General features: G+C 71.2%; 9 protein-coding genes. 4 read left to right on the top strand and 5 right to left on the bottom strand.

Translation table 11 applies throughout. The annotated features are described in order from the left end of the window. Nucleotides 1-87: 87 nt before the first annotated feature. Entirely contained in the window at nt 88-1,575 is a 1,488-nt protein-coding gene (locus ABZS40_RS25230) for an aldehyde dehydrogenase (NADP(+)) (RefSeq protein ID WP_354945938.1), read from the top strand. Between the two features lie 10 nt (nt 1,576-1,585). Here the strand turns inward: ABZS40_RS25230 and ABZS40_RS25225 are convergent, their stop codons facing one another. The 4 genes from ABZS40_RS25225 to ABZS40_RS25210 form a co-directional block, all read right to left on the bottom strand. After that, the gene (locus tag ABZS40_RS25225; protein WP_354945936.1) at nt 1,586-3,922 is read right to left on the bottom strand and encodes a sigma-70 family RNA polymerase sigma factor; all 2,337 of its coding nucleotides are present in this window, start codon (nt 3,920-3,922) and stop codon (nt 1,586-1,588) included. Then, entirely contained in the window at nt 3,919-5,163 is a 1,245-nt protein-coding gene (locus ABZS40_RS25220) for a LysR family transcriptional regulator (RefSeq protein WP_354945934.1), read from the bottom strand. The genes ABZS40_RS25225 and ABZS40_RS25220 overlap by 4 nt, the downstream gene beginning before the upstream one ends. A 209-nt stretch (nt 5,164-5,372) precedes the next feature. After that, nucleotides 5,373-7,265 carry a right-handed parallel beta-helix repeat-containing protein gene (locus ABZS40_RS25215; RefSeq protein ID WP_354945932.1) on the bottom strand — a complete coding sequence of 631 codons (1,893 nt, stop codon included), beginning with the start codon at nt 7,263-7,265 and terminating at the stop codon, nt 5,373-5,375. 46 nt (nt 7,266-7,311) lie between these two features. Beyond that, nucleotides 7,312-8,805, bottom strand: coding sequence for a hypothetical protein (locus ABZS40_RS25210; RefSeq protein ID WP_354945930.1), 1,494 nt, complete (start codon nt 8,803-8,805; stop codon nt 7,312-7,314). A 363-nt stretch (nt 8,806-9,168) separates the two neighbouring features. Here ABZS40_RS25210 and ABZS40_RS25205 point away from each other — a divergent pair, with 363 nt between their 5' ends. Beyond that, nucleotides 9,169-9,888: an ABC transporter permease gene (locus tag ABZS40_RS25205; RefSeq protein ID WP_354945928.1), complete on the top strand. Its 720-nt coding sequence runs from the start codon at nt 9,169-9,171 to the stop codon at nt 9,886-9,888. A 100-nt stretch (nt 9,889-9,988) separates the two neighbouring features. Continuing rightward, a complete protein-coding gene (locus ABZS40_RS25200; protein ID WP_354945926.1) occupies nt 9,989-11,560 on the top strand; it encodes an alpha/beta hydrolase in 1,572 nt (523 codons plus the stop codon). A gap of 29 nt (nt 11,561-11,589) precedes the next feature. Here ABZS40_RS25200 and ABZS40_RS25195 read toward each other — a convergent pair whose 3' ends face one another. Beyond that, nucleotides 11,590-13,620, bottom strand: coding sequence for a hypothetical protein (locus ABZS40_RS25195; protein WP_354945924.1), 2,031 nt, complete (start codon nt 13,618-13,620; stop codon nt 11,590-11,592). A gap of 399 nt (nt 13,621-14,019) precedes the next feature. On the opposite strand from ABZS40_RS25195, the gene ABZS40_RS25190 reads away from it, so the two are divergent. Next, nucleotides 14,020-14,616 carry a TetR/AcrR family transcriptional regulator gene (locus ABZS40_RS25190; RefSeq protein ID WP_354945922.1) on the top strand — a complete coding sequence of 199 codons (597 nt, stop codon included), beginning with the start codon at nt 14,020-14,022 and terminating at the stop codon, nt 14,614-14,616. Nucleotides 14,617-14,651: the final 35 nt, after the last annotated feature.

Genomic DNA, 14,651 nt, shown 5'->3' with positions numbered 1-14,651 from the left:
ACCACGATGCCTTTAGACAAGCGTTCGGAGCGGAATTTCTTCATTTTCCGCTGACCGGCTCGTCACCTCCGCGTAACAGGAGCAGCCGTGACCTCTCTCGTCCCCGCCACCGCCAACCCGCTTGACATCACCACCGTCGCCGAGGCCGTGGCGGCAGCCCGCGATGCCGCCCCGATCCTCGCCCGAGAACCGTTCATTTCCCGGGCCGCCCGGCTGCGCGACGCCGCCGACGCGCTGGACGCCTCCGCCGCCGAGGTCGTCGCCCTGGCCGACACCGAGACCCACCTCGGTCCGACCCGGCTCACCGGCGAGCTGGCCCGCACCACCGGACAGCTGCGGCTCTTCGCCGACGCCGTCGAGGAGGGGTCCTTCCTGGACGTCACGATCGACCGCGCCGACCCGGCGGCCATGCCGGTGCCCCGGCCGGACGTACGTCGGATGATGCGCCCGCTCGGGCCGGTCGCTGTCTTCGCGGCCAGCAACTTCCCGCTCGCGTTCTCGGTGGCCGGTGGGGACACCGCCTCCGCTCTGGCCGCCGGCTGCCCGGTGGTGGTCAAGGCGCACGAGGGTCACCCCCGCCTCTCCGACCTGGTCGGCCGGGTGCTCGCCGACGTGTTGCCACCCGGCGCGGTCACCGTCGTGCACGGCCGGGCCGCTGGCCGCGAACTGGTCATCGATCCGGCGGTACGGGCGGTCGGGTTCACCGGCTCCGAGGCCGGTGGCCGGGCGCTGTTCGACCTGGCCACCAGGCGGCCGGACCCAATCCCGTTCTATGGCGAGCTGGGCTCGGTGAACCCGGTGGTGGTCACCCCGACCGCCGTGGCCGTCCGGGGCGCCGCTGTCGCGGCAGCCTACGTCGCCTCGTACACCCTGGGTCTGGGGCAGTTCTGCACGAAGCCCGGGCTGCTCTTCCTGCCGGCCGGGCACGGCCTGGAGTCGGCGCTGGTCGACGCGGTGAGGGCCGTGGCGGCGGGTCCGCTGCTCGGTGAGTGGATCCGCGGCGGCTTCGACGAGGCCGTGGCCGCCCTGGCTGCGGTGCCCGGCGTCCGGTCGCTGGTGGCGCCGACAGCCGGCACCGGGATCACTGCCACGCCGGCCCTGCTCGCCATGCCCGCCGCCCACTTTCTGGCCGAGCCGGCCGCCGCCCGGGAGTGCTTCGGGCCGGCGTCGCTGGTCGTGGAGTACGCGGACCGGGCCGAGCTGCTGGCCGCGCTCAACGCCGTGCCCGGGGCGCTGACCGCCACCGTGCACACCGAACCGGACCGTGACAGCGAGCTGGTCCGCGCGGTGCTCGACGTGGTCAGCGAGCGGGCCGGACGGGTCGTCGTCAACGGCTGGCCGACCGGGGTGGCAGTGACCTGGGCGATGCACCACGGCGGGCCGTGGCCGGCCACCACCGCATCGCTGCACACCAGCGTCGGGGCGGCCGCGATCCGGCGATTCCTGCGCCCGGTCGCCTACCAGGACGTGCCCGCCGAACTGCTGCCCGAGGCGCTGCACGACGCCAACCCGCTGCGCCTGCCCCGCCGGGTGGACGGGGTGCTCGTCCCACGCCCCGGCACGTCGTCCGTCTGACCCACCGCTGTCACCGCCGTTCCAGGGCGCCCCGGTCCACAGGGCCGGTCCGGGGCGCCCTGGCGGCGTCCCGCTCCGGTGCCCCGGTCGCGACGCCGCTGTCCACCGCCGGGCTGCCGGCGGCCAGCCGGAAGTCCGCGGCGTCCGCGTCGACGAAGCGGGGGGACGCGGCCAGGCCCGCCGGATCGGCGGTTGCGCTGGACCGGCCGACGATCAAATTGTGGCTGAACCGCACATCGGTGGAGGCGGACACCGCGACCGCCGGTTCGCCCGGCGCGGACACCACGACGGTGTTGGTGACCCGCACGTCGTGTGCCCGCGTGACCACCAGGTCGGTAGCGATGTCGGCGTGGGTGGCGTTGCGGTACAGGGTGTTGTTGACGACGTCGACGTGCGCGGCGTCGAAGATGTTCACCCCCCGGCCGCCGTTGCGGTAGACGACGTTGTTCTCCACCAAAGTCCGACCGGTGTACGGGGTCTGACGCAGTGGTGCGCCGCGCACGTCCTCGTTGGTCGACGACTCGACGATGATGCCGTTGCCGTCGGTGATCCGGCGGGCGGCGCCGCTACACAGGCAGGGCACCCTGTTCATGTTGTCGTGCACCACGTTGCCCCGGACGATCATCTTGGTGTCGGTGTCGCCGTCGGAGTTCCAGCTGCTGTGCACCGAGATGCCGCTGCCACCGTACGGCGACCAGTGGCCGTTGCGGGCGGCCACGTTGTAGGCGATCGTCACGTGGTCGGCGTACATGGCGGAGATCCCCGACAGCGGGCAGTCGGTCACCGTGTTGCCCCAGACCATCACGTGGTGCGGCCGGCGCGGCGGGTCGGCCGTTCGCTGCTCGTCCACGGCTATGCAGTTGGTGGAGACCGCCGGGTCGGAGACGTCGCCTCGCCCGGCCGCCGTGCGCTGCAGGGCGGACAACGTGGCCCGGCCTCCGACGACCGTGAAGCCCTGCACGATGACGTACGCGGCGTGCACCCGGATGCCCTGCCAGCCGGTGGCACGCACGATCGGCCGGGCGCCGGGCAGCGCCGCCCAGGTGATCCAGCGTTGCGGGGTGCCGGAGCGCTCGATCGGCAGCACGGCGGAGGTGTCCCGGTCGGCGTACTCCCCGTCGTCCACCAGCACGGTGTCACCCGGCAGGGTGAGCTGGGCGGCCCGGCCCAGGGTGCGCAGCGGGGTGCGCCGGGACCGACCGTCGGCCCGGTCGTCGCCGGTGCCGGAGACGTACAGGTAGCGACCCCCCTGCGTGGGCGGCAGGTCGGCGACACCCCAGGTAGGGCCGCCCGTGCCCGCCCCGGCGACCGGTCCCCCACCGTCGGTCGGCGTGGGCGACGCGGACGGCGACGGGCGTGCCGAGGGCACTGTGGTGGCCGGCGACACCGCCGGAGCCGGTGCCCGGGCGACGGCCCCGGGCGGCGGGTCGCTCCGCCAGATCAGCCCTGCCCCGAGAGCCAGCGCGAGGACGACGACCGCCGCCACCCCAACCACCGGGCGCACTGGATGCCCTCGCCACCCGCCGGCGGGAGTGGCGAAGGCGGAGAGCACGGCGTGGTCGGCCGGTGGGCGCAGATGCGCCGGCGGCAGCAGCAGCGGCGTCGCCGCGAGCAACCGCTCCGGCGCCAACAGGTGCGTACTCGATCCGGCGCAGCTGCGGCAGCTGTCCAGGTGCCGGGCCAGCCGCTTGCGCCAGACCGGCGACGGCACCCCGTCCCAGCCGGCCAGGTTCCGCCGCAGCTCTGGGCAGCCGTCCGGCCGGCCGGCGGCCTCCCGCGCCGCCACGATGCGCCGCGCCGTGTCGAGCCGGGACCGCAGCCGATGCAGACGAACCCGGGCGTGCGCCGCCGAGATGCCCAGCGTGCGCGCGACGTCCGCGCGATCCAGACGACCCACCTGGGTCAGCCACCACAGGCTGAGCAGGTCCCGATCGGCGACGTCCAGCCAGCCGGTCGCCTCGGCCAGTTGCCGGCGCTGCAGATCAACGTCACCGCGGTGCGTGGCGTCGTCGTCCGTCGCGTCGGCCGTACCGGGCAGCACGTCCGGGTCCAGCAGCAGCACCGACCGACGGTGCGCGACGGCCCGGGCCCCGCGCCGACGGGTCTCGCGCAAGGCGATCGTGGCCAGCCAGGAACGGAACTTCGCCGGCTCGCGAAGCCCCGGCAACCCGCGGATCGCGCGGATCATCGTTTCCTGCGTGACGTCATCCGCGTCCGCGGGCTCAAGGCTGCGCGCGGCCAGGTTGTACACCAGCGGCAGGCCCCCGCGCAACAGCCGGTCCAGCGCCGCCCGGTCACCGCGCTGGGCGGAGCGGACCAACCGGCTCGTCTCCTCTGCCGACGTCATCGTGGTCGCTCCTGAACTGGGCGGGTGGTGGCGGTGGGCCAAGTGGTGAGCACACCCGGCACCGGATGGGCGAGGTTAACCGCATCAGGCCCTCGGCCGGCCGCCCGGGGTTCGCCGGTCGGCCGGGACCGGAGGGGAACCGTCCGGCTGTGGGGTCGGACGCCGCCCGGCTCCCCGGACCGCGCGAGGCGTCGTCGCTCCGACGCGATCGGCGCGGCGGAGGGTCGTTCCGCTGCCGCGGGTTGGGCAACCCTCGGCCCGGCGGTAGCGCCTCGGTCACCGCCCTCGGCCGGACCGTCACGACGCACCGGAGCATCGGAGTTGACGGGGGCGTCGGTGAGGATGTTGAGCACGTCGCGGACCAGGCGCTCCGACACGGTCTCGGGTCGCCAGGCCAGCCGTACGGTGGCCGGCGGCGCGCCCCGGAACGGGCGCCGGACCACCCCGGGCGCGGGCGGCGCGGGCGCGGCCTCCACGGTAACCGCGCGGCCCGCCGCGACCAGGGCCGCCACCTGCGCCTGGTCATCGGTAACGTGGCTGATCATCGGGCTGAAGCCCCCCACCTGCCGGCACACGCGCCGCAGCGCGTCGCGCAGGTGCGGGTCCGCGCTGGCGACCCACTCCTCCCCGGCCAGGTCGACGAGGTCGACCAGCGCGACGCCGGCCAACTGGTGCGTGGCAGCCAGCGCCACGCTGAGTGGAATTTGACGCACGGCGAGCGCCCGCAGACCGGCCAGGTCGACCAACGGTGTGTGCGGCCAATCCCACCACAGTCCGAGCTGCACGTCGCCGAGGCGTAGTCGCTCGGCGAGCGTGGCCGGGTCGACCACCGTTCGCAGCCGCCAGTCCACCCCCGGCTGGTCGCGAGTGAGCCGGTCGACGACGTGGGGGTCGGCCGAGCGGGACACCGCGATGCGTACCGTCGGTGTCGGCGCGCCTCGGACCCCAACGGCCGGATTGCCACCGGCGGTGTCGTGGGCAGCGCCCAGGTCGGCGACCTCCAGGCGGATCTCGTCCCAGCCCCGCTGGGTGGCCGCGGCCCACTCGGCGAGCTTCCGGCCAGCCGGGGTCGGCACCGCCCCGCGCGAAGTCCGGTCGACCAGTCGCGCGCGCAGCACCCGCTCCAGGCGGCCTATCCGCACCGACAACGCCGGCTGCGAGACACCCAGTCGAGCGGCGGCCCGGGTGAAATGGCGCTCCTCGGCCAACACGCCGAACGCCACCAGGTCGGCCCAGTTCATGGCCGCCTCCAGCGTGGCCGGCGGGAAAAGCCCACGCGGGACGGTCGGAGTCGGTCAGGACGATTCACACTTCCTCCTTCGACGGCTCGTCCGCGTGGACGGCCGCCCAGAGGGACCCGGCTGGCGCGCCGGGCGTTACAGAAATTCGGCGACCGGGTCGCACGGGCCCGCCCCGCACCAAGGGAGGTACGGGGCGGACGCTGGGTGGGTCAGCCGCGTTCGAGTGCGCCGCGGTCAACCCGGCCGGCGCGAGGAGCCCGCCGGCCGTCGGCGGACGGCGCCAGCGCAGACGTGCCGCTGTCGATCGCCGGGCTGCCCGACCGTAACCGGAAATCAGCGGCGTCGGGCGCGACGAACTGTGGGTCCCTGGTCAGTGCGCTCGGGTCGGCGGGCGCCTTCGACACGCCGACGAGCAGGTTACTGGTGAGCCGGACGCCGGTGGCACCACCCACCTGAACCGCCGGCTTGCTCCCGCCGGCGACGACGATGTTATTGGCCACCCGCACGTCATGGGCCTTGGCGACCCCGAGGTCGGTCTCGATCGCCGGGTGCCGCGCATTGTGGTACAAGGTGTTGTTGACCACGTCGACGTGGTCGCTCTTGAAGACGTTGATGCCCCGACCGCCGTTGTTGTACGAAATGTTGTTCTCCACCAGGGTCCGGCCCGCATACGGCTTCTGAAACAGTGGGGCACCGGCGACGTCGACATTGTCGTGGGAGTCGATGATGATGCCGTTTCCGTCGGTCACTTTCTTGAATCCACTGCACCGGCAAGGCACATGGTTCCAGTTGTCGTGGGTGACGTTGCCCCGCACGATCAGTTTGTATCCGGTGTTGCCGTCGGAGTTCCAGCCGCCGAACACCGAGATGCCACTGCCGCCCAGCGGCGACCAGTGCCCGTTGCGGGCCGCCTCGTTGTACGAGATGGTCACGTAGTCGGCATACTGCGCCGAGATGCCCACCAACGGGCAGTCGGTGACCGTGTTGCCCCAGACCACCACGTGGTGCGGCCGGTGCGGCGGGTTGGCGTTGCGCTGCTCGTCCACGGCGATGCAGTTGCTGGTCACCTCGACGTCGGAGATGTCGTTACGCTTGGCCTTCGCGATCTGCGCCGGGGTCAGCGTGGCCCGCGACCCGATCACCGTGAAGCCGGCCAGGGTGATGTACGAGGCCCGCACGTTGATGCCCTGCCAGCCGGTGGCCCTGACCACCGGCCGCTCACCCGGGTAGGCGGCATAGGTTATCCACCGCTGCGCGGTGCCGGAGCGGCTCACCCCCAACACGTTGACCCGCCCGGGCGCCCGATACTCGCCGCCGCCGACCAGCACGGTGTCCCCCGGCTCGGTCAGGTCCGCGGCACGTTGCAGCGTCCGCAGCGCGGTGGCCCGCGAACGACCGTCGGCACGGTCGTTGCCACTGGTCGAGACGTAGAGGTAACGCCCGCCCTGGGTGGGCGGCACTGCTCCGGCTGCCCAGGATGGCCCGCCGTTGCCCGCTCCGGCGCCCGGTCCGCTCGGGACGCCGGGACGCGCGGGCGACCGGCTCGGTGCGGGCGGCGCGGAGCCGAGCTCGCCCCCGGCGACGGTCGGCGCGGTGGCGGGCTCGCTGCCACCGGGGGCCGGGGCGCCGCCCGACGCGGTGGTGGGCGAGGCCGGAGCCGGCGCGTCACCGGCCCCACTCTCCGCCCGACATCCAGTCAGCGCCGTGGTGAGGGCCAGCAGCACAGCGCCGCCGGCAGCGAGGCCGGAGAGCGCGGTTGTACGACGTGTGCGGTCGTCCGAACGAACTCGCATTGATCCTTCGCCTTTCAGTGGTAAACAATTCCTGTCGGCCGCTGGAATCGCTGGCCTGACCGGTGGAAGATTAGCGAGGAAGCTGTCGGCCACACCCGGATAAAGCGGCGGATCGGCAATTCTTACGAGAAACTTAATGGGCACACGCCGTTGACCCGCGATTATGTTCTTGCGCTTATGGCCGGGCACGTCGATAAGGTATCCGGCATGGCGGGCCTCCAAGCCGGGTGCGTACCCAGCGGCGACCTGAGCTGACATGTCCTCGTCAATATCGGCGAGGTCGGTGCCCTCCCGGGTGCACGCGGACACCCCGCACGCACCAACGCCGGCTGACAGGCGCACGTGGCGGGTCCAGTCAGGACAGTCCGGGCCAGGCCGCCAGGTAGCCGGAGCCTCCGGCGGGTGGACCGCCGGACTGCACGCTGCGGGTCCGCCAGAACCGCCCCTTGTCCACCCGGGCCGCGGCGGCCGCGATCCCGGAACCGGCGACCAGCCCGCGTACCGCGCCGGCACCGCCGTCGGTGAAGACCGTCCAGGTGGTACGCCGTTTGAGGTCCGCCGACAGCACCAGCACCCAGGCGTCCCCGCCGGCGTACGGGGCCAGCCGGTCGCCACCGAGGGTCGCCCGGCTCCGGCCGGCGATCTGGTACGCCGAGACGCCCCCCGCGTACACCCGGCCGGACTCGTCGGCGGTGATCGCGTACGGCTTGATGGTGTTGCCCTGGTCGCCCTTGGTGTCGATCCGGGCCAGCAGCATCTGCCCGGCGAGCTGCCGGCCGGTGGCCGGGTCGAACCGGGCCAGGTAGGTGAGGTGCGCGTTCGACGTGTTGGACGCCTCGGTGAACGAGTCGATCACCACGTTCGGTGCCGGCCGGGACGGGTCGGCGGCGGACCTGTTGAAGATGGTGTTTCCGCCCGCGGTCTCTCCGGCCAGGTACAGACGGCCGTCGCGGCCCAGCGCGATCCGGTCGGCCCGGCTGTCCGCGCAGAGGTCGCCGAGCCGGTCGGCCGCGTGGTCGTACGCCCGCCAGCGCAGCTTGCCCCGATGGTCGTAGGCGTGCACGTAGGCGATCTGCACCGGCACACAGCGGCCCACCTTGACCTGCCGGAACCCGCTCACGAAGACGAGGCCGGAGCGGTCGTCCACCGCCACGTCGCTCACGGTCCGGTCGGACGGGCGGATGCGCGTGAGGGTTGCGCCCTTCAGGTCGTACACCTCGACGGTGCCGCCGACGAGGGCTGCGACGGTGCCCGCGCTGCCGACCGCGGCCCGGGTCGCTGCGCCGCCGCGCTGCCAGCGGGCGGCCGTGGCGCGCGCGTCGAGCAGCATCACGCCCCGGTCGGTGGCGACCGCGATCTCGCCGCCGCCGCCGCGGCGTACCTCCAGGTCCTCCACCGTGCCGGCGAGCCGGGTGGTGCCGAGCAGCTTGCGGCCGGTGGGGTCCAGCCGGAGCACCGCACCGGCGCCGCCCTTGCCCAGCGTGGTGGCGGTGCCGCCGGTGAGACCGGTGAAGCGGCCGCCGACCGCGATCTCACAGCTGGCGGTGATGTCGACCGCGTTGGCGCTGTCCGCGCCGTCCCGCCCGAGATAGGTGGCTGCCGTCGGGTCCAGCGCGGTGGCCGCGCGCGGGGCCGGGCCGGGCTCGGGGCAATTCACGGTGGTCGCGGTGGGCGTGCCGGCGGCGGCCGGAGAGGCGTCTGACGGCGGTGCGGCGGTGGTCGGCGTCGCTGGCGCAGCGTCGGACCAGCGGGCACCCTCGGCCGACGTCCCGTCCCCACAACCGGCGAGGGCGACGGTGAGCAGCGCCGCGGTCAGTGACATCCGCCGGTGGGTGAAGATCTGGTGCACGGGCCTGCCCCTTCCCAGAGATACCGCAGCGGATCGTACGCGGCAGGGAACGGACGCATTCGAGGCAACGCCGGCCAGCTGAATCTTCGCCAGTGACGCCACGTCACATGGTGTCATGACGTGGTTGCACTGACGGGTAGGCGCGTCCGCTGATGTCATGGGTACATGTCCACCACATCCGTCATCGAAGTCCAACGGCGGCACAGCCCCGGAGATCGGCGCGCCGCATGTCCCCGGATGGACGTTTTACTCCAGGAGAGCGGATTCTCCCCGGATCTCACCGTCCGGCTCGATGACGTCTTCCGCACCACTGGCAGCTGAACGTCAGGGTCACCGACCCGTTTCCCGGAAGGAATGCAACCCGTGCTCTCCATCGCTTTCAGTGAGCTGATCCAGATCCTCCGCAACCGGCTGGTGCTGGTCACCAGTCTCATCATTCCGGTGGCTGTCAGCGCGTTCTTCGTCCGTCAGCACGAGACCTTCGAGGCCATCGGCAGTCTCGGTTACATCGCCGCGATCGTGATGTTCACCGTGGCCGCGTTCGGGCTCTACACCACGGCCGTCACAACCCTGGCGTCCCGGCGTCAGAACCTCTTCCTCAAGCGGCTGCGATCCACCGCCGCGTCGGACCGCGGCATCCTCGCCGGCCTGCTGCTACCCGCCACCGTCATCGCGGTGGTGCAAGTGGCCGCGATCCTGACGGCCTTGGCCATCGTCGCTGGCGGCCCGACCAACGTCGCCCTGCTGGTGGCAGCGGTCCTCGCCACCCTGACCATGATGATCGGTCTGGGCCTGGCCACCGCGGGGCTGACGAACTCACCCGAGCACGCCCAGGTCACCACCCTGCCCGTCACCCTCGGCGTGATCGGCGTCGCCACCTGGGTGGGCATCAGCGGTACCGAGGACCTCGCCCTGCTCAAGCGGCTGCTGCCCGGCGGCGCGGCCACCGAGCTGACTGTGAACGCCTGGAACGGCGGCGTCGCCGTCAGCGACTCTCTCCTCCTGCTCGCACCGACGCTGGGCTGGGTCGTCGTCGCCGTCGCCATCGCCGCCCGGCTGTTCCGTTGGGAGCCCCGCCGATGAGCGGCGCGCCACGATCGGCGCGCCCATGTCGTGCGCCGCGCCCAGACGGCGTCACTGCTCGTCTTCACACCCCAGTGCATCGACCAACAAGGACCCGCTGATGATGAGATCCACCTTTGCGCGAGTGTTGGTCTGCGTCACCGCCGCCTCGCTCGTCATGCCGCTCGTGGCCTGCTCCCCGGCTGCACCCGACAAGCCGTCGCCGTCACCCAGCGGCACCCCGGCCGGTCTTGAGAGCTTCTACAATCAGAAGCTCGCGTGGGAGAAGTGCGACGACTACGCGACCAACGAGACCGAGAGTAAGGTCTTCGCGCTCAGCGGCGCGTTGGAGTGCACGCGCATGAACGTGCCGCTGAACTACGACGACGCAGCGGGCCGTACCATCCAGATCGCCGTCATGCGCAAGCCCGCGCGTGGTCAGGCGATCGGCTCACTGGTGTTGAATCCCGGTGGGCCTGGCGGCTCGGGTCTGTTCGCTGCGGCGGCTTCGTCGGCAACGTTGGCCACGAGCCCGCTGACCGAACGATTCCAGCTGGTGAGTTTCGATCCGCGCGGTGTGGGCGCGTCCGTCCCGGCGATCGACTGCTACTCCGACGACGAGAACGATCGCGGCGCCGTAAAGCTTTCGGCACAGGGCACGACCCTGCAGTTGACCGAGCAGGACACTCGGGAGATCTTCGATCGCTGCGCGAAGGGCTCCGGCGGCGCGGAGATGCTGACCCATGTCGGCACCCGCGACACGGCCAGGGACATGGACGTGCTGCGCGCCGTGCTCGGGGACGAGAAACTCTCGTTCCTCGGCCAGAGCTACGGCACGCGGCTCGGCGCCGTGTATGCCGAACAGTTCCCCCAGAACGTGAGGGCGATGCTGCTGGACGGCGCCATCGACCCGCAGCAGGGCACCGTGCAACGACGGGCCAGCGCGTACGCCGGGTTCCAGGGAGCCTTCGACCGGATGGCAGCCTTCTGCGCGACGCAGGAGAGTTGCCCGCTCGGCGGCGACCCGGCCAAGGCCACCCAGGAGTTCCAGAAGATCGTACGGCCGCTGTACGCCACCCCCGTGCCGGCCCTCGGCGTCGAGCTTCGCTTCGACGACGCGGTCGGAGGGGTCATCGCGGGCCTCTACACGAAGGAGGCGTGGCCGCGCATCATCAACGGCCTCACCCAGCTCCAGCAGGGCCGCGGTGACGAACTGCTCCAGCTCAGCCGCGACTTCTCCGGGCGTGACGCCAAGGGCGCCTGGACGAACTTCGCCGAGGCCAACTTCGCCATCAACTGCATGGACGAGGAACGACTCAGCGAACAGGAAGGTGGCAGGCTACGGACGGAGACCTTCCGCGACGCCCCGTTCATGGATCCCGGCGTCGACGTCTCCACCGGCGCCCGTGAAGGCTGCGAGCACTGGCCGGCCAAGCCGACCCTCGGTTACCCGTACGCCGACAACGTCGAAGGGCTCCCGAACACCCTCGTCGTCTCGATCACCGGTGATCCCACCACGCCTCACGCAGGCGGAATCAGCCTTGCCAAGACCCTCGGCAGCGCACTGCTCACCGTCCAGGGCGAGGGACACACCATCGTCCTGGCCGGCACCAACCCCTGCGTTCTCCAGATCGCCGCCGACTACCTGATCAACCTCAAGCTCCCCGCGGAGGGGGCGACCTGCACCGGCTGACCCTAAAGGTCGGCGACAGCTACATCACCTCAACCGGTCCGGAGTCGCTCGGACAGCTCGCAGACCGCCGCCTCGTACCGGTCGTCCGTCACGTCCGGCTGATGACCGCAGATCGGGGGCCAGACCGTGTCACGGCCTCGGGCGTCGAGATTCTCCGGATCCCGGAGCCGGCGGTCCACCTCGGACCGCCGACGCAGGGTGTCGTCGCCCTCGTATCCGCGCGTGAAGATCCAGCCGCCGAGGGGATCGGTGTCACGCCACAGGTTCACCCAGCGCCAGCCCAGCCGGCGGCCCGCCTCACTCAGCACATCCGGGCCCACGTACGCCGGAAACAGCGTGCTGTAGATGCGTCCGAGCGGGGAACCGTGCGTCAGCAGAGCGACCCTGGACAGCACCGACGGCTCTAGTTGCAGGACGCTCGCCAGGGCGAGTACCGACCCGTGGCTGTGCGCCGCTACCAACACGTACCTCCCTTGCCGGACCAGCATGCTGATACGGCATGCGAGTTCGGGCACGGCGCGCTCGGCGTAACACGGTGGGGCGAAGGGGTGAGCGGCACGCGGCCAGAACATCCCGAGGTCCCAGAGCATGCCGATGTAGCGACGAACAGTCGTCGTCCGGTAGGCGAACAGCCCAACGAAGAACAAGCCGACGAACAGCAGTGCCATCAGGTAGCTGCCAAACTGGGTGCCAGCACTGACGAAGTCGGACGGTAGGCCGACCAGGCCCTCCACGGCGACACTCGGCTGCAGCTCGTCCAGGGCCAGAGCTGTGAAACCCAGGCTCAGCGCGACGACGCAGCAGTAGGTCACCCCGAGCGGACACAGCTGTTCGGTGAACCGCGCGCGGGCGATCGTGTCGCGCACTCGTGCCCGCCGTCGGGCCGTCGTCGCATCCGCCGCCGCATCAGGGAAGTCGCGCGCGACGATGTCGTCCGCCGCCCGCCGTCGGTAGATCCGCCCGAACAGCACCACTGCCACACCTGTGACCGCTGCGCCGAGGACCGACACGAAGAAGCCGAACATCGTCCACTTGTACGGCAGAACAGGGCTGGTGGGCAGCACATCGGGTGTCGGCAGGTCGCGGTCGAGGTAGTCCGAGACGCGGTAGTTGAATTCGGTGGCAAAGCTGACCGCGAGTCCTACCGCCAGACACGCGAACAGCGGCGCACCAAACCAGCGTAGCTTCCCAAGGCTGCCATCCCGGCCTATCAGTGCCGCGATCCCGAGCAGCACCAGTAGGACGCCCTGAATCCCGAAGAGCAGGACGACCGCGACGTCGTGGCCGGGAAGCCCCTTTCCGGCGGGCCACTCGCTGCGGTCGAACGCGACCCGTCCGATGACGACGACAGTCACCACCACGGCAGCCGACCGCAGGGCACGGACCACCGCATCGACCACCGGAGTGCCGGCTACGGCGTCGATGACGGACGGTACGCACAGCAGCACGACGCTGGCGACAAGGACGAGCACGCCGCAGACCGTGAGCAGGACGTTGACAGGGCTTGGTCCCCGCGCAGCCCACAACGCCGCAACCAGACTGAGATCGAGTACGGCGAGACCGGTCGCCACATGGATGGAGCGAAGTCGCAGCACTCCCGGCGTGGCGTTGGGCGTCCCGATCGCGCCCAGTGGTGTGTCGGCCGGCCCACCAGTGGGTGAGATGAAGTTGTCATACCAGTGGCCGCACCAGGAGCCCGCAAGCCACAACACCCAGATCGCGGCGACGGGCACCAGCGCCAGCAGCGCAGCGCGCAATCCGACCGGTTGACCGCCGAGCCAGGACAGCCAGGTCCGACCCCCGAGGCAACTACCCAGGGACATGCACTTGTAGGCGAGCAGGTCCAACGCCACACCGACGAAGGACAAGACGTACAGGGCCGTGAGGCTCAGGCCGACCAGCCGGCAACCTACCCAGACCACACCGCCGCTGACCTTCGCCCTCGGCCGCATCCAGGCCGCCGCGTTGCACGCCATGAACGGCAACAGCAGCACCAGCGACAGCGTCCTCGCGGCCGCACCGCTCCGCAGATCGCTCCACTGGTATGTCTCCAACACCACGCCGCAGGCACCTCGGGAGTCGCCATAGCCTTCACGGGGCCGGTAGAAGCCAGCCTTCCTATCGCCGGCGACCCGCTGCACGTGCGGCCGATCCAGGATGTCGTCCGCTCCGGCACCCATCACCCCGTGCACCCGCAACTCGACGACGTCACCCGGAGGATGGCGTGGCCCACGTGCACAGCACGGCGATGACTCCGGCATTCTTACCTCACAGGCTGGAACAGACCTCGGAGTGAGGCGCTGTCCAGCCGCGCATACCCGAACGGCCCCATGACAGACCTGCAAAGCTCTCCGCCTCGACACGCTTGCGAAGACCCGACCAGGCCACCGAGGCACGGACCACACTTCCGGCAGGGCGTGCCGTCTTATCGACCAGTTGGTCAGTAGTAACGTAGACGCATGGCAGGTGATCCGGCGGTCGACGTGCGACAGACGCGCAACACCGAGCGCACGCGGCGCGCGGTTCTCGATGCCGCCACCCAGGTGATTCTCGAGAAGGGCGCCGCCGTCACCCTGGCTCAGGTCGCATCGGTCGCCGGAGTGTCCAAGAGCGGTCTGATCCACCACTTCGGGAGTCGGGATCACCTGGTGATCGCCGTGGTGGAAGATGTGTACGAGCGCTTCCGGGAGGCGGTTGTCAGCCACCTCGACCTGTCAGAGAACCATCCCGGCAAGATGCTTCGTGCCTACGTTCGCGCGCTCTGCGCAGGAAGCACCGACGCTCTGGCTGCGCCTGACGTGACGTCTGTGCCGATGTGGAGTGGTCTGTACGCGATTCCTGCGGTTGCGTCGGTCATCGACCAGAACAGCGCGTGGTGGAGCGAGCAGTTCGCCCTGGACGGGCTCGGCCCCGAGCGCATCCAGATCGTGCGCCGAGCCGCCGAGGGTGTCGCAGCCGCGGCCCTGCACGGGGAAGAGGACGAGGTGAGCATCGCGACGGCTCGTCGCCTGCTGCTCGACCTCGCTACCGACGGCACCTTCCACACGCCCGTCTGATCCCCGACGCCGCTCCCGCGTCCCAGCGGCGAGAC

The sequence above is a fragment of the Micromonospora sp. NPDC005324 genome, assembly GCF_040607155.1.
GTDB lineage: Bacteria > Actinomycetota > Actinomycetes > Mycobacteriales > Micromonosporaceae > Micromonospora > Micromonospora trifolii.
The sequence above is the reverse complement of the archived record's forward strand: the minus strand, read 5'-3'. Positions and strand labels throughout refer to the sequence as shown.

Coding starts and splice junctions, on each gene's coding strand:
- ABZS40_RS25225 (WP_354945936.1), bottom strand. CDS start 3,922: ATGACGTCGGCAGAGGAGACGAGCCGGTTGGTCCGCTCCGCCCAGCGC.
- ABZS40_RS25220 (WP_354945934.1), bottom strand. CDS start 5,163: ATGAACTGGGCCGACCTGGTGGCGTTCGGCGTGTTGGCCGAGGAGCGC.
- ABZS40_RS25200 (WP_354945926.1), top strand. CDS start 9,989: ATGATGAGATCCACCTTTGCGCGAGTGTTGGTCTGCGTCACCGCCGCC.
- ABZS40_RS25190 (WP_354945922.1), top strand. CDS start 14,020: ATGGCAGGTGATCCGGCGGTCGACGTGCGACAGACGCGCAACACCGAG.